We start from the raw sequence: 15,896 nt of genomic DNA, 5'->3' as shown, positions 1-15,896 counted from the left end.
CAGGTTAGATTCCCAGCTTCATGATGTCCTGATAGGCGGACAGCAGCTTGTTGCGGACTTGCAGGGTGGCTTCGAAGGCGACGCTGGATTGCTGACGCGCCAGCATGACTTGCGCGACATCGGTAACCTGCCCGGTCTGATAGGCATTGGTGACAGCTTCGGCCTGGCTCTGGGTCTGGCTGACAGTGTCGAGCGCGGTCTTGAGCGCACCGGTAAACGATCCGCCGCTCGCATCGGCCGGCGCAGGCCCGGTGGTGGTGCCGCCGGTGTGGACGTTTTGCAGGACCTGGGTCTTGTCGATGATCTGTTGGCGCAAGGCCATGATCTCGTGCACGCCCGATGCGGCCCCAATGCCCGACAGGCTGCTCATCGCCGGCCCCCGGCAACTGCGATCCCGGCCTCGCGGAACGAGGCCAGGCGATAGCGCAAGGTGCGCTCGCTGATGCCCAGCTGGCGCGCGGCTGCGATCCGGCTGCCGCCGCAGGCCTCAAGCGTGGCAAGAATCGCACGCGCTTCGGACATTTGCACGATGTTCGACAGCCGCGCGCCCGAGGCGGCGCTGGCCAGGGCCACGACGCTGTCGGGGCTGCCCGGTTCGCCCGCTGCGCGGACCGGACGGTCAAATACGATATGCTGCGGTCCGATTTCGCCCGAACCCTCGCCCATCGCGTGGCCGCACAACAACAGTGCGCGCCGCACGACATTCTCGAGTTCGCGCACGTTGCCGGGCCAGGGATGCATCGCCAGCATCGCCAGCGCCGCATCGCCGATCCACGGTACGCTGGCGCCCTGTGGTACGTGGCGCAGCATCATCGCAAAGGCCAATGGGGCAATATCGTCGGGGCGCTCGCACAGCGGACGCAACAGCATCGGAAATACATTCAGCCGATAGAACAGGTCGGCGCGAAACCGCCCTTCCTCGACTTCGCTGGGCAGATCGCGGTTGGCACACGCGATGATCCGCACATCCACCTTCACAGGCTGGGTCGCGCCGATCGGCACGACTTCGCGTTCCTGCAGCGCGCGCAACAGCTTGGCCTGCAGCGACAGCGGCATCTCGGCAATTTCGTCGAGCAGCAGCGTGCCGCCATCGGCCGCGCGAAAAAACCCTTCGGCCGCGGCGCTGGCGCCAGTGAATGCGCCCTTCTGGTGCCCGAACAGCATGGCTTCGAGCATGGTTTCGGGCATCGCGGCGCAGTTAATGGCAATGAACGGCTTGCCCGCTCGGGCCGACCGATCGTGGATAAAACGGCTCAGCACTTCCTTGCCGGTGCCGGTGGGGCCGTTGATCAGCACCGGGATGTCGCTGGCGGCAATGCGTTCGGCCAGGGCGAGCACCGACAGACTTTCGGGATCGGCGGCAATCGGTTCGCCGGCGGGCGCAGCGCACGCGATCAGCGCGGCCAGCGTCGCTTCGCCCGCGCCATCGGCATATGACAGATGAACGCGCTCTCCGGGGCCGCGCCGGATGGCAGGTGCACCTGCCGACCGGGCCAGCCGCACCGTGCGCGCAAGCGGGATCGGGATCGCCGTGATCTCGTCGGCGTCAAGCAGATAGACCGGCGCAAGCGGTCCGGGCGTGCCCATCACCACGCGTGCGCGCTGTACCAGGCCGCCATGGGCCAGGCCTGCGGCGTCGGAAATCTGCAATCCGGACTGTTCGCGCTTCATCAATTGCTGCCCCGTCTTAACCATGTCTTGGGGGCACTTTTCGCGCGAAAACGACCAAGGCTCCGGTAATTTAAGCCTCGAGGCTGCACTTAGGGTCAACCCTTATGTCCGGCAATTCCCGGCCGGGAAGGGGCTTAAACCCGGCAGCGATTTGCCGGTCTTTGCCGTGACAGCCGGATCACAGCGAACCGACCCGGCCCGCACCATTTCCGTGACCCGATCCTTTTCACCCGGAGACAATCCATGACCGTGATCAACACCAATATTTCGTCGATGCAGGCATCCAACGCATCGAATTCCGCATCCTTGATGACCGCCAAGGCGATGCAGCAGCTGTCGACCGGGATGCGCATCAACAGCGCCGCCGACGATGCGGCGGGCCTGGCGATTTCCAACACGATGACGTCGCAGATCAATGGCATGACCCAGGCCGTGCACAACGCCAACGACGGCATTTCGCTGGCCCAGACCGCCGGCGGCGGGCTGAACGAAGTGACCAACATGCTGCAGCGTATTCGCGAACTGGCGGTGCAGTCGTCGTCGGGCACGTATCAGGCGTCGGATCGCACCTCGATGCAGTCGGAAGTGTCGAACCTGACGCAGCAGATCAGCTCGATCCTGACCACGACCCAGTTCAACGGCACCAGCGTGTTTGCGGTAACGTCGGGCACGCCGGCCAGCGATGGATCGCAGGACGCCAAGTTCACCATCCAGACCGGGGCGAACAACAGCAACAGTGTCACGATCGATTCGACCGCGTTCAACGGCTCGCTTCTGTTCGGCACCGGCAACACGTCCTATTCCAGCGCATCGGGCACCACCCAGTCGCTCGACGTGTCCAGCCAGAGCACCGCGGCGACGACGATCACCAACATCGATTCGGCCATTTCCGAAGTCAACGCGACCCAGGCTTCGCTGGGTGCGGCGCAAAACCGGCTGACCTCGGTGGTGAACAACCTGAACACCAACATCACCAACCTGTCATCGGCGCGAAGCCAGATCCAGGATACCGACTATTCCGCGTCGACCACCCAGCTGGCGAAATCGCAGATCCTGTCGCAGGCCTCGACCGCGATGCTGGCGCAGGCCAACCAGAGCCAGCAGAACGTGCTGTCGCTGCTCAAGGGTTAAGCCGTCTGATCCGTTCCGCCGCGCGTCTCCACCGCGCGGCGGAAGCGTCCCGCGCAACGATCGGCCCGGCCCGGGCCCGGCGATCGGCCAGGCGTGAAATACCTTTGCCCTGCGGCCCGTCTCCACCGGGCCGCAGGGCATCTTGTTGTTTTGACGAAATACGACTACACAGCTCAGTTTTGTAAAAGTCGCCAATTAAAAAGAATAAATCTTTGAATACCGGCAAAAAATTGCCGTTTCAGGCTTAAATGCGGCAGTTTTTTGCCGATTTAGCGTATGGCAGTTGTCGAAATTCGAACCGAGGCAACAGTCATTTTCGGTAATTTTATTTACCCTGGAGACCAGAGATGACGGTAATCAACACCAATATATCGGCCTTGCAGGCCTCAAATGCGTCGAATTCCGCGTCGCAGATGACCGCCAAGGCGATGCAGCAGCTGTCCACCGGTCAGCGCATCAACAGCGCCGCCGACGATGCGGCGGGCCTGGCGATTTCCAACACGATGACATCGCAGATCAATGGCATGACCCAGGCCGTGCACAATGCCAACGACGGCATTTCGCTGGCCCAGACCGCCGGTGGCGGGCTGAACGAAGTGACCAACATGCTGCAACGCATCCGCGAACTGGCGGTGCAGTCGTCGTCGGGCACGTATCAGGCGTCGGATCGCACCTCGATGCAGTCGGAAGTGTCGAACCTGACGCAGCAGATCAGCTCGATCCTGACCACGACCCAGTTCAACGGAACCAACGTGTTTGCAGTGACATCGGGTGCGCCGGCCAGCGACGGATCGCAGGACGCCAAGTTCACGATCCAGACGGGCGCGAACAACAGCAACAGCGTCACGATCGATTCGACCGCATTCAACGGCTCGCTTCTGTTCGGGGCAGGCAACACGTCCTATTCCAGCGCGTCGGGCACCACCCAGTCGCTTGACGTGACCAGTCAGAGCACCGCGGCGACGACGATCACCAATGTGGATTCGGCGATTGCCGAGGTGAACGGCACCGAAGCTTCGCTGGGTGCGGCGCAAAACCGGCTGACCTCGGTGGTGAACAACCTGAACACCAACATCACCAACCTGTCGTCGGCGCGAAGCCAGATCCAGGACACCGATTATTCGTCATCGACCACCCAGTTGGCGAAATCGCAGATCCTGTCGCAGGCCTCGACCGCGATGTTGGCGCAGGCCAACCAGAGCCAGCAGAACGTGCTGTCGCTGCTGCGCGGCTAAACCACCGTCTGATCCCCTTGCCGGCCGCACGGGTTTGCCCCCCGCGCGGCCGGTTTGCAAAAAACATCAGCGCCCGGCGATCCGCAGATCGCCGGGCGCAGCTATGTGCGCAGCAGCAGGCCGGGCTATGCGCTTGATCCATGCTGCACCGCTGCGTAAACCCAGCCCGGCGCGCAAGGGGGCAGGCCATATGGATCGGCGTTGGATGGCTGTTCTGATCGCCGCGGCCGCCGCCGGCTGTCATCCTGTGGCAGGCGATGACGCGGCGCTTTCTTCATCGCAGACCAGGCTTTTCGATCCCGCGGGCACCTGGATCAGAACCGACGGCGATCCTGCCCATTTGATCATCACGCACAGACCCCAGGGTCCGTGGGTTGTCGAAAGTATCGGCACCAACGGTTTCAAACCATGCGGGATGGTCTTCGCCGGAACCTTGAAGGGATTGGAAATCATTGCGTCGGGCGATGCGGATACACATTCGAACGCGCCCGTTACGCGCGATGGGCTGATACTGGGCGAAGGCTTGTTCGTGACCTTCGGGCACAAGGTTGCGGTCGTCTCGGGACCAGAGGCCGATGCCGCAGGCTGCGCGTTGGCAGGCGCTTATGTTCGCAAGGCCGGAGGATGAACCGCGCCGTGCACTGCCGCACCGGTCAATCCATCAACAGGATCGACATCCGCCGGTTGCGCGGATCGGCGGGGTTGCCCGCCACCAGCGGTTCCTGATCGGCAACGCCCTCGATCCGGCGGAACCGCCTTTCGTTGACGCCAAAGCGCATCAGCGCCTGCCGCGTGGTTTCGGCGCGGCCGGCGGACAAGGACCAGTTGTTGGCCGGATCGCCCGGTCGCCATTGCAGGCTGTCGGTATGGCCGCGCACGGTCAGGCCATTGGGTTCGGGCGCAATCGACTGGGCGATCGCCTGGACCAGTTCCACCGCCTGCGGCGTCAGGATCGTCGTGCCCAGCCGGAACATCGAAAAATCGGCATCGTCCATCAGATCCAGCCGGATGCCTTCGGGCGTCATCGTCATGCGCACCTGCTTGGCCAGTTTGGCCAGATTGGGGCTGGCCTGCAATTTCTTCTGCAGCCGTTCCTGCAACGCGGCGGTGCGCTTGGCCTTTGACCCGCCTTCCTTGGCGCCGCCTGTCGTGTCGCGCGGGATGGTCATCGATTTGGTGCCGGTCTGGCCGGCGCGATGCTGGTAATTGTCGACATCGGTCAGCGACGATCCGCCCAGCAGCCCATAGGACCCGGCGCTGCCTTCGCGCATCTTGACCAGTGTCGGGGTGAAATAGTCGGCAATGCCCTTGCGCTGCTTTTCGGTGGTAGCGCCCAGCAGCCACATCAACAGGAAAAATGCCATCATCGCGGTAACAAAGTCGGCATAGGCCACTTTCCACGCCCCGCCGTGGTGCCCGCCGGCCACAACCGTGATCTTCTTGACGATGATCGGGGGCGGGGTTTCCTTGCCCTTGGGCTTCGCGGCCATGATTACCGCCCCCGCAGCGCGTCGAGCAGTTCGGAAAGGCCGGGACGGAAGGCATGGCCAAGCCCGGACCGCGCGGATTCCACCACCAACGGCTGTGGCCAGCCATGCAACGACGCGACGATCACCTGCTTGACCGCCTGAAAGATCATTTCGTCCTGATCGAGCACCTGTTTCAGCCGCCCGGCCAAAGGGGCGACAATGCCATAGGCCAGCAGCACGCCCATGAACGTGCCGACCAGCGCCGATCCGATCATCGCGCCCAGGATCGCGGGTGGCTTGTCGATCGATCCCATCGTCTTGACCACGCCCAGCACGGCGGCAACGATGCCCAACGCGGGCAAGGCGTCGGCCAGCCCCTGCAGTGCATGCTGCGCCTCGGCCGCTTCGTGGAAATGCGTCTTCATCGCATGATCCATGACATCTTCGACCGCGTGGACTTCCAGCGTGCCCGACGACACCACGATCAGCGTCAGCGTGTCGCAGATCAGCGCAACCAGCGGCGCGTTGCCCAGGATCTTGGGAAATTCGGCAAAGATCGGCGAATTCTTGGGGTCGGTCACATGGCTTTCCAGCGCCACCGGGCCGTCGCTGCGCAGGATCTTCATCAGCCGGGTGCACAGCACGATGGCATCGACATGATCCTGTTTCGAATGCTTTGGCCCTTTGAACACTTTGGCGATGCCGGCACCCAGTCCCTTGAGTTCGTGCAGCGAATTGCCGGTGATCGTCGAACCCAGCGCCGCGCCGCCGATGATCAGCATTTCGTGCGGGATCGATTCCATGACCGGGCCAAGCGCCCCCCCGGTGATGGCAAACCCGCCAAACACCATGACCAGCAGAACGACAATACCGATGCCAGCGTACATATTCTGATTTTCTCCGTGGCCAACCGGTTCAGCCGTTGCCGATGACGTTGAACAGCGACAGCGACGACAACCGCACGAAACATGACTGGCTGGCCTGCAGCGCGGTGGTCAGTTCCTGCAGTTTGATCGCGGCGGCGGACACGTCGGTATCGCCGATGTGCGATTCCTCGGTGGCGCGGGCGGTGCTTTGCGCAGTCTGGTTCTGGGTGTTGAGCGCGATCCATGATTCGCGGCTGCCGATCACGGTCTGCGCCGTGGTCACCGCGTCGAGCGCGTTGGACAGCGTGGTCAGCCCGGCCGATGCGGCAGTCTGCGCGCCCGCGCCGCCCGCCTTCAGCGCGCTGGCCAGCGTGCCGATCGCATCGATCACATTGGTCTGGTTGCCCGCGGCATCGGTCATGTCCAGCACCTCGGGGCCGGTCATGCTCGAGGCCACGGTTTGGCCGCCGCCGATCGGCAGAGTCAGCGACGTGGCATTGCCCTGGTAGGTCACCGCGCCTGTTCCGCCCAGGGCATAGGCATCGCCGCTCGACCCGCCACCAAACAGCGCGTTGCCGTTGGCATCGCGGGTGTTGGCCAGGCTCAACATCGCGGACTGGATCTGCGACAGCTGCGTGCCGATCGAGGCGCGCTGCGCATCGGTCAGCGTGCCGTTCGCGGCTTGCGTGGTCAGGGTGCGCGCCTGGTTGATGTCGTTGACCATCGAAGTCATGGCCGAATCCGCCAGTTGCAGATTGGCCGTTGCCTTGTTGGACGAGGCGGTGTCGGTGGTGGCCTGGCTGTCCTGCAATTGCAGCATGCGCATCTGTGCGGCCGCGACCGGGTCCTGCGATGCAGCCGTCAGCTGGTTGCCACTGCTGATCTGCGTGGTGATATTGCTCACCTCTTGCTGCAGCTCGCCAAGCTGCTGCGCCGAAGCGGTGTAAAAGCTGCTGGTGCTGGTGGAGCTGGTGATCGTCATGGCATTGGGCCTTGCTGGTTACCGGTTGGCAGTTGCGTCAGTGGGCGGACAGGTTGAGAATGCTGGTGAAGATATCGCTGGCGACCTGCATGACTTTGCCAGAGGCCTGGAACGCCTGCTGAAACTTCACCAGATTGACCGCCTCGGTGTTCAGATCGACACCGGCCTGCGATGACAGGCTGGTCGCCGCCGCACTCGACAGCGTCTGCAGCGTGGTCTGCGTCGTTTTGGCGCTTTGTACCGTGCCTGAAATGTCGGTCAGGATGGCGTTCATCGTATTGGCCGGGCCCAGCGTGCCCAACGCATTGGCCAGCGCGGTCAGGTTGGTGGTGTCCGCGCTGTTGGCCGATGATCCGGCGGCGGCGGTCGCGATTTTCGACGGATCGGACGTGGCCATGACCAAGGTTGCCGCAGTCGTTCCTGCAAACAGCGCAGCACCGGCATTGCCTTTCAGGTCGGCGCCCTGGGCCTGCTGGGTGTTGACCGTGGTGGCAATCGAAGATGCCAGGCTGTCAAGATCGCCGCTGATCTGGTCCAGCTTGGTCAGCGTGGTCTGGTTTCCGGCCAGCGAACCGCCGCTGAGCGCAACATTTGCGTTGCCCACCGACAGTTGCTCGGTGCCATCGCTGTTGACCATGGCGGTCAGGGTGTTGGCGGCAGACCCGGTCACCAGCGGCGGCCCGCTGACGCCGCCAATATTGACGTTGGCGGTGCCGTCGGAATTGATGGTGGTGGCGATGTCGGTGTATTGCCCGATCTGGTCGAGCAGGCTGTCGCGCTGATCCATCAGGCTGGCGCGATCGCTGGTGGTGGTGTTCCCCGCCACCGCGGCGCCGCCGGCGCTGGCCGACAGCTGGGTGTTGATCGTTGCCAGCTGGGTGGTCAGCGTGTTGACCTGGGCAACGCCCTGGCCGAGCTGGTCCTGGATACCCGATCGGGTGGACGACAGCCCTTGCGCGGCGATCTGGAATGCGCTGGCCATCGTCTGGCCGTCCTGGATCACGGTCGCGCGCAAACTGGGATCGGCCGGATTCTGGTTCAGCGACGTCAGCGCATTCTGAAAATTGCCGATCGTGGTGAACACGCCCGAATTTTCGACTGCGTTTTCAACGTCGGTCAGGCCGGTCACGGTGCTGTTGGCGCGCGCAGTGCCCGATGCGGTGCGGCGCGCTTCGGATTCGAGAAAGGTGTCGGCGTTGCGGGTGATCCCCGACACGGTCACGCCCGACAGCGACACGTCGTTGGCGGTGCTCCAGCTGCTGGCCGACGCAACTTCGATGGTGTTCGCACTGCGCCGGACATAGCCATCGGTCGATGCGTTGGAGATATTCTGGCCGGTGACATCCAGCGCGATTTCGGCGGCCATCGCCCCGCTGGCACCGATCGACATCAGGCTGCTGGTCATGGCGTGCCCTCCTGCGCGGCGGCCGGCGCAGTGCCGAGACGCACCGACAGGTCAGACTCGACCTGCCTGGCCAGACCCAGCGCGCCGCTTTGCGCGGTCAGATCGGCAAAGCGTTCGTCACGCATCGCGGTGAACGTGTCCTGCCCTTTGTCATCGCTCCACAGCGTGTCGCCGAAATTCGATTGGCGGGCGCTGGCCATCATCTGGCGCACGAAGATCGCCTCGAACGCCTGCGCCGCCTGATGTAGGCGGGCGCGTTCGGGCGACGGCGTCGCGGTGCTGCCTGCGGCAGCAGGGCTGGCGGCAATCGTGGTCATATCACGTCCATTTCGGCTTTGAGCGAGCCTGCCTGTTTCAGCGCCTCAAGAATGGCGACCAGGTCCGACGGGCTGACCCCCAGCTTGTTCAGCGCATCGACCAGCGACGACAGCGATGCGCCGGGCCTGAACAGCGCGACATGGGCATCGCCTTCGTTCACCGAAATCCGGCTGTTGGGGGTGACCGCGGTCCGGCCCTGGCTCAGCGCATTGGGCTGCGACACTTGCGGTTTTTCATCGATCCGCACCACCAGCCTGCCGTGGCTGATCGCGGCGGGGCTCAGCCGCACCGCGCTGTTGATGACAACCGTGCCGGTGCGGCTGTTGACGATCACTTTGGCGGCGGTTTCGCCGGGAGTGACATCGATCGTTTCAATCGATGCCATCAGGCTGGCGCGCCGATCGGCGCCAGAAGGCAGGCGCAGCGCCAGCGTCACCCCGTCTTCGACCGTGGCGGTCTGCGGATATCTGGCATTGATCGCATCGCGCACCCGCGACGCGGTCAGGAAATCGGCCTGGAACAAGTTCCAGCGCAGCACATCGCCATGGTCGAACCCGGTATCGACCGCGCGTTCCACCGTCGCCCCGTCGGCGATGCGGCCCACCGTGGGCACATTGACCGTCAGTTGCGATCCGTCCTTGGCCGTGATGCCAAGACCACCTACCGCCAGATTGCCCTGCGACATGGCATAGATCTGACCGTCGGCACCATACATCGGCGTCATGATCAGCGATCCGCCGCGCAGCGACTTGGCCTTGCCGATCGTGCTGACCGTGACATCGATGCGCTGGCCCGGTTTGGCAAAGGCGGGCAGATCGGCGGTGACGAGGACGGCGGCGGCGTTTTTCAGCCCCGGTTGAACGCCCGGCGGCAATTGCAGGCCCAGTCGCCCCGAAACCCCGCGCATCGCCTGCGTGACATATTCCAGCGTATCGTCGCCAGTGCCGGGCAAGCCCACGACAATGCCGTATCCGGTCAGCTGGTTGGAACGCACCCCCTGAAACGCGCCCAGATCGCGCACGCGTTCGGCACGGACGGGCGGGGCCAGCCACACGGCCAGCGCCAGCCCGATCAGCAGCACCGCAATGCGCCAGCCCGGCGCGCGCGCGCGCGCCTGGCGCAGACATGCGCAGGACAGGGTGATGGGCAGGGGCAAAGATGGCGCGGTCATGGCAGATGTCCCGAATGCGGCGTTCAGAAAGGGTTGATTATGCTGAAGAATTTTGACAGCCAGCCTTCGCGGCTGGCGCGGCCGATCGATCCGTTGCCGGTATAGACCACGTGCGCATCGGCCACCCGGCCCGACTGAACCGTGTTGTTCTGGTCAATGTCGGCAATACGCACGATGCCCGAAATCTGGACCCATTCTTCGCCCTGGCTAAGCAGCAGTCGCTTTGTTCCTTTCACCAATACGGTTCCGTTGCGGCGTGTTTCGGCAATGGTGGCAGAGATCTGCCCACCCAGCTGGCTGTTTTCCGAAGCGTCGCCTTCACCACTGAACGCCGAAGCGCCCGAAGCATTAAGGGCATTGGGGTTTATGGCGAACGGACCGGCCGTAGGTGGAGTCACCGAGAAGCTGCCGCTTTTGGTGGTTTTGCCGATCGCCTGTTTCGATGTGGTCAGGTTTTCTACCAGGGTTATCGTCAGGACATCGCCCACGGCATGCGCACGCGGCCCTTCGACCAGCCCGGCATAGCCGGCGTTGACGTTGAAGATTGCACCGGCCGACGGCGCCATCGCATCCTCTTTGGGTGCGGTTGCATCAAAGCCTTTTTGCGGGTGCGCGGCATGGGCAATGTGCGGGGTGGCGATCGCCACAAGCGCAAGCACGGCTGGCACCACGATGCGGGGCCAGGGCGGGGCGCCGCGCGGCTTACGCGTGCGACCGGGTGCACCCAGGTGCCGGTCAAGCGGGCCCTGCGTGATCATGTCAGGCTCTGATTGGCGTTCTTCAGCATGTCGTCGACCGCGCTGACCATTTTCGAATTGACCTCGTAGGCGCGCTGGCACTCGATCATGTCGACCAGTTCGGTCACCACGCTGACATTCGATGCCTCGAGATAGCCCTGGCGGATCGTGCCGTGTCCGGCCGCGCCGGGTGCGCCCACCTGGGGGGCTCCGCTGCCGCCGGTTTCCTTGTAGAAATTGTCGCTGGCTGCCTGCAGCGCCGCCGGGTTGGCAAAGGTTGCCGTGGTCAGCTGGCCCAGCGTGCTTGGTGCGCTCGAGCCGGGCAGCAGCGCCGAAACGGTGCCGTCCTGCCCCACGGTGATCGATCCGGCGCCTTGCGGAACGGTGATCTGCGGCTGCACCGGATAGCCCTGCGCGGTGACCAGCAGGCCTTCGGCAGAGGTGGTGAAATTGCCTGCGCGGGTATAGCCGATTTGTCCGTCGGGCATCGTCACCTGAAAATAACCGTCGCCGCTGATCGCCATGTCAAGCGCATTGCCGGTCGATTGCAGCGATCCTTGGGTCATGTCGGTGGTGGTGGCCTGAACCGTCACCCCGGTGCCCAGGTTCAACCCGGTGGCATAGGCAGTCTGTCCCGATGATTGCTGCCCGGCAACGCGCGCATCCTGATAGGCCAGCGTGGCGAAATTGGCGCGTTCGCGCTTGAACCCGGTGGTGCTGACATTGGCGAGGTTGTTGGAGATGACTTGCATGCGCGTGTCCTGGGCCTGCAGACCGGTGCGCGCGACATAAAGGGCCGATGATGGCATGGGGGATGGCTCCGCTCAGGGTCTAGGATGGCAACGCCATCAGGGCTGTGGATTTTTCGTCATTGTCCTTCGCGGTCGAAACCACTTTGGCGCGCATTTCGAACAGGCGCTGGGCATCGACCATGTCGACCAGCACTTGCGTCGGATTGACGTTTGATTTTTCCAGCGATCCGGGGATCAGCCGCGCGGCGTCATCGGTGGGCAGGATGCCGCCGCCAATCACCTGGAACAGCCCGTTCAGGCCTTTGGCGACAGCGGTGCCGGTGGTGGTCGCCAGCTTCAGCCGCCCGATCGCTTCGGGCGGGGCATTGCCCTGCGCCGGGTCGGTGGCCAGCACCGTGCCGTCGGGCGAAACGGTCAGGCTGTCGCCCGCCGGCACCGTGATCGGGCCATTGTCCGACAGCACGGGCAGCCCGTCGCCATTGACCAGCGTACCGTTGGCATCGACCGTCAGATCGCCGCGCCGGGTATAGGCCTCGGAGCCATCGCTGGCCTGGACGGCGAGCATGGTATCGCCGGTCAGCGCCACGTCGAGCGGATTGCCGGTCTGCATCAGGTCGCCCTGGTGCATGTTGGCGCCCTGTACCTCGGCATCGGTCATCGCGCGCGCTTCCAGCCCGGCGCCCCTGACCGTGGTCGGGCTCGCGACCAGCATTTCGGCGCGAAATCCGGTGGTCTGGGTGTTGGCCATGTTGTTGGCGATGACCCGTTGCTGGGTCATCGACGCCGACAGGCCCGAATACGCGGTGAAGATCAGGCGATCCATCGGTCAGATCCGATCAGCTGTGCAGGTTGATGATTGCTTCGGACACGGTGGTGTTGGTGTCGATCGCCTTGGCATTGGCCTGGAAATACTGCTGCGCGGTGATCAGGTTGACCATTTCCGACGACAGATCGACGTTCGACGCCTCGAGCGCACCCGACAGCAGCCCGCCGTACTGGCCATTGGCAGGGGTGCCGTAAATGGCCGCACCCGACAGTCCGGTGGCGATATAATCGGCCGATCCGGTCTGTTGCAGGCCCTCGGGCGAATTGAACGCAGCCAGTGCCACCGTGCCGATCACCGTGCTGGTGCCATCGGCATAGGCCGCGCTGACGTTGCCATTGGCCGCAACCGTCACGCCCGAAAAGCTGGCGCCGCCGGTATCGGTGGTGGGCACGACGGCATCGCCAAGCGTCGTCGAGGTTCCGCCGGCGGGCAGGACCTGCAACCGGTTGCCTGTGGCATCGATGACATAGCTTTTGCCGCTGGACGCGGCCGCCGTCGAATCGAGCGAAAAATTGCCGTTGCGGGTATACGACATCTGGCCGGTGGCGGTCGATTTGACCGCGAAAAAACCGTCGCCGCTGATCGCAAGATCAAGCGCCGAACCGGTCTGCTGGATCGGACCCTGGCTGAAGTTCTGGTTGATCTCGGACACGGTCGACCCGATGCCGATGATGTCCTTGGGATTGCTGTAGGCGCTGGCGGCAACCAGGTTGGCGAACTGCGCATCGCTTTTCTTGAAGCCGGTGGTGTCGGCGTTGGAAATGTTGTTGCCGATCACGCTGAGATCGGTCTGGGCGTTCTGCAGCCCGCTGAGCGAGACATAATAGGACATGGCGGAGACTCTTTCGCTGGTGGGGCGGTGGGGTTCAGGTGCCGGCGACCGGGGTGCTGCCGGTTGCGGCGCCGATCTGGCTCGAAATCGTCGACAGGTCGGAATTGGTCTGATTGGCAGCAGCCAGCGTCGAAAACTGTGCCAGCTGCGCCAGCATCTGCGTGTTGTCGACCGGGTTGGTCGGGTCCTGATTGGCCAGCTGGGTGGTCAAAAGCGTCAGGAAATCGTTCTCGTTCAGTTTGTTGAACGCGCTGCTGGTCGACGAGGCCGGGGTGTTCGGCGTGGTCGCGCTGGTGCTGGATACACTGGTCATGATGGTTTGATCCTCATCGTATCAAGGGTGAGTTGTTTGGCGGTCTGCAACGCCTCGACCACATTCTGGTACTGGCGCGACGCATCGGTGATCTCGAGCATTTCGGCGTTTTCATCGACCCCTGATCCCCACACATCGCCATTGGCATCGGCCAGCGGATTGTCGGGATCGTGGTTGCGCACCGGGGTCGCGCCCGATTGATAGACGCCCTGCACTTTGACCGTGGCCAGGCCGCTGGCGGCATCGAGCTCGGTGGCGAACACCGGGCGGATCGGGCGATAGGCGGCTTGCGCGCTGCCGGCGACGGTGCCGGCATTGGCCAGGTTGGATGTGGCGGCGTTCATCCGCACCAGCTGGGCCGACATCGCGCGGCTGGCGGCATCGAACAGTGTCATCGGGCGTGCGGTGGGGGCGGACGGCATCGCGCTATTCCCCCTTCAGCGCGCGGGTCACGGTCTGAACCCGGTCCTGGATCATGTTGAGCGTGGCTTCGTAGCCGATCGCGTTTTCGGCAAACGCGGTCTGTTCGGTGGCCATTTCGACAGTGTTGCCATCAAGGCTGGGCATGACCGGGACGCGGTATTGCGTGGCCGATCCGATCGCCTGGCTGGTGCTGGCTCCCTGGGTCATCGATTTCAGCGCGCTGGCGAAATCGATGTCGCGCGCCTTGTAACCCGGGGTGGCGGCATTGGCGATATTGGAGGTCAGCACGCCCAATCGCTGCGCGCGCAGTTCCAGCGCCATGCCATGAATGCCGAACAGGCTGTCGCCCATGATGGTCTCGATGCTCCTGTGTGCAACGTCGTACGGGACCATGGACTGCAAGGCGCGTGCCAAACCCTGTGGCGAGGCCTGTGATGGCCATTGCCGGTGGCATTGGCGGCAAACCGCTGCCGGATTGCCGGATCGGCGGCAAAGTCGTGCCCGCCCTGAAATCCGCCGGCCGGCCGCCGTCCTTTGACCTGCAGGAACCAGCCACGTCATCCCCCGAGGCGGTTGGTTCCTGCGCCCACCGTGCTTTCATCCGTTCCGGCAGGACCCCTTGCGCATATGGACCTTGCCCACCTGATCGATCCCGTGCCCGCAGCCATCGTGGTGGGCGGAACCCTGCTGGCAACCGTGCTGCGCGCGGGGCGCGCCGATTGTCGATCGACTGCGCGAGCGCTGGCGGCATTGCTGCGGCCTTCGTTCAATCCCGACCTGATCCGCCGCGATCTGGCCCCGCTGGCCAACGATATCCGCAAGGACGGCGTCTATCGCGCGCGCGCGCGCGCCACCGGTGATCCGGCGCTCGACGATGCGATCAAGGCGATGATCGAGGGGCATTCGGCCTCGATGCTGCTGATGCATCACACCATCGATCGCAAAAAACGCCTGGCCCGGGCGCAGCGCGCGGCCGTCACGCTGGCGCAGGCGGCGGATCTGGCGCCGGTGTTCGGTCTGGCCGGGACGCTGGTCTCGCTGGCGCAGCTGTCAGGACGCGGGATTGCACGGGCGATGTTCATGAACGCGATTTCGATGTCGGTGCTGGCCACGCTGTACGGCCTGTTGCTGGCCAACATGCTGCTGGCCCCGCTGGCGCGCGCGATCGAGCGGCGTGCCGAACGCGAAGAGGCTGCGCGGCAGGACCTGATCGACTGGATCGCCGCGCAATTTGCGGCCGTATCCCCCCGGTTGCGTCGCGGCGGGGCCGAAGCGGCATGATCGCGCGCACCGTCAGCACCAGTTGGCAGACGATTCTGGCCGACCTTTCGCTGATCCTGTTCATGGTCACCGCCTCGGCACTTGGCGATGCCCCCGATGGTCCGTTGGGTACGGACAAGCCCGGTGGGCATGCGCCGGGCCCCGCCCGTCCAGACGCGCGATCGCCGATCATGGCACCGACCCCGCAGGCCGAACCGGTGGGTGTGTGGCGCCCCGCCATGGGCGCGCCCGATCTGTCGCGCTGGCTTGGCGAGGTGGCGCGCGATCCGCGTCTGCGGCTGACGATCACGGTGCATTATGCGCCGGGCGGGCGGGCCGCCGCGCTGGCCGAGGCCGCGCAGCTTGATCGCGCGGCGGGCGCGCGCGGCGATACCGCGCGGATCGTGGTCGAACCGGGCCAACCCGACGGGGCCAGCGCGGTGGTCGGCTATGACGCGGATGCTGGCACGCCGCTTGCAAGGTCAGGGACATGATGACACCAAAC

20 protein-coding genes are annotated in these 15,896 nt (G+C 64.3%); 5 read left to right on the top strand and 15 right to left on the bottom strand.

Features of this window, described 5'->3' with window-relative positions; all coding sequences use genetic code 11:
* Window positions 1–4: 4 nt before the first annotated feature.
* Both fliE and G404_RS0112735 read right to left on the bottom strand, forming a co-directional pair.
* Window positions 5–370, bottom strand: coding sequence for a flagellar hook-basal body complex protein FliE (fliE, locus tag G404_RS0112740; protein WP_028641428.1), 366 nt, complete (start codon window positions 368–370; stop codon window positions 5–7).
* Window positions 367–1,695, bottom strand: a complete 1,329-nt coding sequence (locus G404_RS0112735; RefSeq protein WP_245584522.1) for a sigma-54 interaction domain-containing protein — start codon at window positions 1,693–1,695, stop codon at window positions 367–369. Before G404_RS0112735 ends, fliE begins: the two co-directional genes overlap by 4 nt.
* 219 nt (window positions 1,696–1,914) lie before the next feature.
* Between G404_RS0112735 and G404_RS0112730 the strand changes: the two genes are divergently transcribed.
* The 3 genes from G404_RS0112730 (at window position 1,915) to G404_RS0112715 (ending at window position 4,665) form a co-directional block, all read left to right on the top strand.
* The gene (locus G404_RS0112730) at window positions 1,915–2,802 is read left to right on the top strand and encodes a flagellin N-terminal helical domain-containing protein (RefSeq protein ID WP_028641426.1); all 888 of its coding nucleotides are present in this window, start codon (window positions 1,915–1,917) and stop codon (window positions 2,800–2,802) included.
* 347 nt (window positions 2,803–3,149) lie between these two features.
* On the top strand, window positions 3,150–4,037 hold the full coding sequence (locus G404_RS0112725) for a flagellin N-terminal helical domain-containing protein (RefSeq protein ID WP_028641425.1): 888 nt from the start codon (window positions 3,150–3,152) through the stop codon (window positions 4,035–4,037).
* A gap of 205 nt (window positions 4,038–4,242) precedes the next feature.
* A complete protein-coding gene (locus G404_RS0112715; protein ID WP_028641424.1) occupies window positions 4,243–4,665 on the top strand; it encodes a hypothetical protein in 423 nt (140 codons plus the stop codon).
* Window positions 4,666–4,690: 25 nt separating this feature from the next.
* Here the strand turns inward: G404_RS0112715 and G404_RS0112710 are convergent, their stop codons facing one another.
* The 13 genes from G404_RS0112710 to flgB are packed head-to-tail and all read right to left on the bottom strand — an operon-like array spanning window position 4,691 to window position 14,482.
* Window positions 4,691–5,527 carry a flagellar motor protein MotB gene (locus G404_RS0112710; protein WP_028641423.1) on the bottom strand — a complete coding sequence of 279 codons (837 nt, stop codon included), beginning with the start codon at window positions 5,525–5,527 and terminating at the stop codon, window positions 4,691–4,693.
* Between the two features lie 2 nt (window positions 5,528–5,529).
* On the bottom strand, window positions 5,530–6,393 hold the full coding sequence (gene motA, locus G404_RS0112705; RefSeq protein ID WP_028641422.1) for a flagellar motor stator protein MotA: 864 nt from the start codon (window positions 6,391–6,393) through the stop codon (window positions 5,530–5,532).
* Between the two features lie 28 nt (window positions 6,394–6,421).
* Window positions 6,422–7,354, bottom strand: a complete 933-nt coding sequence (locus tag G404_RS0112700) for a flagellin N-terminal helical domain-containing protein (protein WP_028641421.1) — start codon at window positions 7,352–7,354, stop codon at window positions 6,422–6,424.
* A gap of 37 nt (window positions 7,355–7,391) precedes the next feature.
* Complete coding sequence (gene flgK / locus G404_RS0112695; RefSeq protein WP_028641420.1) at window positions 7,392–8,759, bottom strand: flagellar hook-associated protein FlgK; 1,368 nt, start codon at window positions 8,757–8,759, stop codon at window positions 7,392–7,394.
* Window positions 8,756–9,076, bottom strand: coding sequence for a rod-binding protein (locus tag G404_RS0112690; RefSeq protein WP_028641419.1), 321 nt, complete (start codon window positions 9,074–9,076; stop codon window positions 8,756–8,758). Before G404_RS0112690 ends, flgK begins: the two co-directional genes overlap by 4 nt.
* Window positions 9,073–10,248: a flagellar basal body P-ring protein FlgI gene (locus tag G404_RS0112685; RefSeq protein ID WP_084601303.1), complete on the bottom strand. Its 1,176-nt coding sequence runs from the start codon at window positions 10,246–10,248 to the stop codon at window positions 9,073–9,075. Before G404_RS0112685 ends, G404_RS0112690 begins: the two co-directional genes overlap by 4 nt.
* A gap of 23 nt (window positions 10,249–10,271) precedes the next feature.
* The gene (locus G404_RS0112680; RefSeq protein ID WP_084601301.1) at window positions 10,272–11,006 is read right to left on the bottom strand and encodes a flagellar basal body L-ring protein FlgH; all 735 of its coding nucleotides are present in this window, start codon (window positions 11,004–11,006) and stop codon (window positions 10,272–10,274) included.
* Window positions 11,003–11,794, bottom strand: a complete 792-nt coding sequence (flgG, locus tag G404_RS0112675) for a flagellar basal-body rod protein FlgG (RefSeq protein WP_028641416.1) — start codon at window positions 11,792–11,794, stop codon at window positions 11,003–11,005. The genes G404_RS0112680 and flgG overlap by 4 nt, the downstream gene beginning before the upstream one ends.
* Before the next feature lie 22 nt (window positions 11,795–11,816).
* Complete coding sequence (locus tag G404_RS0112670; protein ID WP_028641415.1) at window positions 11,817–12,560, bottom strand: flagellar basal body rod protein FlgF; 744 nt, start codon at window positions 12,558–12,560, stop codon at window positions 11,817–11,819.
* A 13-nt stretch (window positions 12,561–12,573) separates the two neighbouring features.
* On the bottom strand, window positions 12,574–13,395 hold the full coding sequence (locus G404_RS0112665; protein WP_028641414.1) for a flagellar hook-basal body protein: 822 nt from the start codon (window positions 13,393–13,395) through the stop codon (window positions 12,574–12,576).
* Window positions 13,396–13,429: 34 nt separating this feature from the next.
* On the bottom strand, window positions 13,430–13,708 hold the full coding sequence (locus G404_RS0112660; RefSeq protein WP_028641413.1) for a flagellar hook assembly protein FlgD: 279 nt from the start codon (window positions 13,706–13,708) through the stop codon (window positions 13,430–13,432).
* Complete coding sequence (gene flgC / locus G404_RS0112655) at window positions 13,705–14,130, bottom strand: flagellar basal body rod protein FlgC (RefSeq protein ID WP_036521338.1); 426 nt, start codon at window positions 14,128–14,130, stop codon at window positions 13,705–13,707. The genes G404_RS0112660 and flgC overlap by 4 nt, the downstream gene beginning before the upstream one ends.
* A 4-nt stretch (window positions 14,131–14,134) precedes the next feature.
* A complete protein-coding gene (gene flgB / locus G404_RS0112650) occupies window positions 14,135–14,482 on the bottom strand; it encodes a flagellar basal body rod protein FlgB (RefSeq protein WP_028641411.1) in 348 nt (115 codons plus the stop codon).
* Window positions 14,483–14,758: 276 nt separating this feature from the next.
* Here flgB and G404_RS0112645 point away from each other — a divergent pair, with 276 nt between their 5' ends.
* Together G404_RS0112645 and G404_RS19005 are read left to right on the top strand one after the other, a co-directional pair.
* Complete coding sequence (locus G404_RS0112645; RefSeq protein ID WP_028641410.1) at window positions 14,759–15,412, top strand: MotA/TolQ/ExbB proton channel family protein; 654 nt, start codon at window positions 14,759–14,761, stop codon at window positions 15,410–15,412.
* Window positions 15,409–15,885, top strand: coding sequence for a hypothetical protein (locus G404_RS19005; RefSeq protein WP_051280656.1), 477 nt, complete (start codon window positions 15,409–15,411; stop codon window positions 15,883–15,885). Before G404_RS0112645 ends, G404_RS19005 begins: the two co-directional genes overlap by 4 nt.
* Window positions 15,886–15,896: the final 11 nt, after the last annotated feature.

It is taken from the genome of Novosphingobium acidiphilum DSM 19966, assembly GCF_000429005.1.
GTDB lineage: Bacteria > Pseudomonadota > Alphaproteobacteria > Sphingomonadales > Sphingomonadaceae > Novosphingobium > Novosphingobium acidiphilum.
This window is presented reverse-complemented; position numbering and strand designations above follow the sequence as displayed.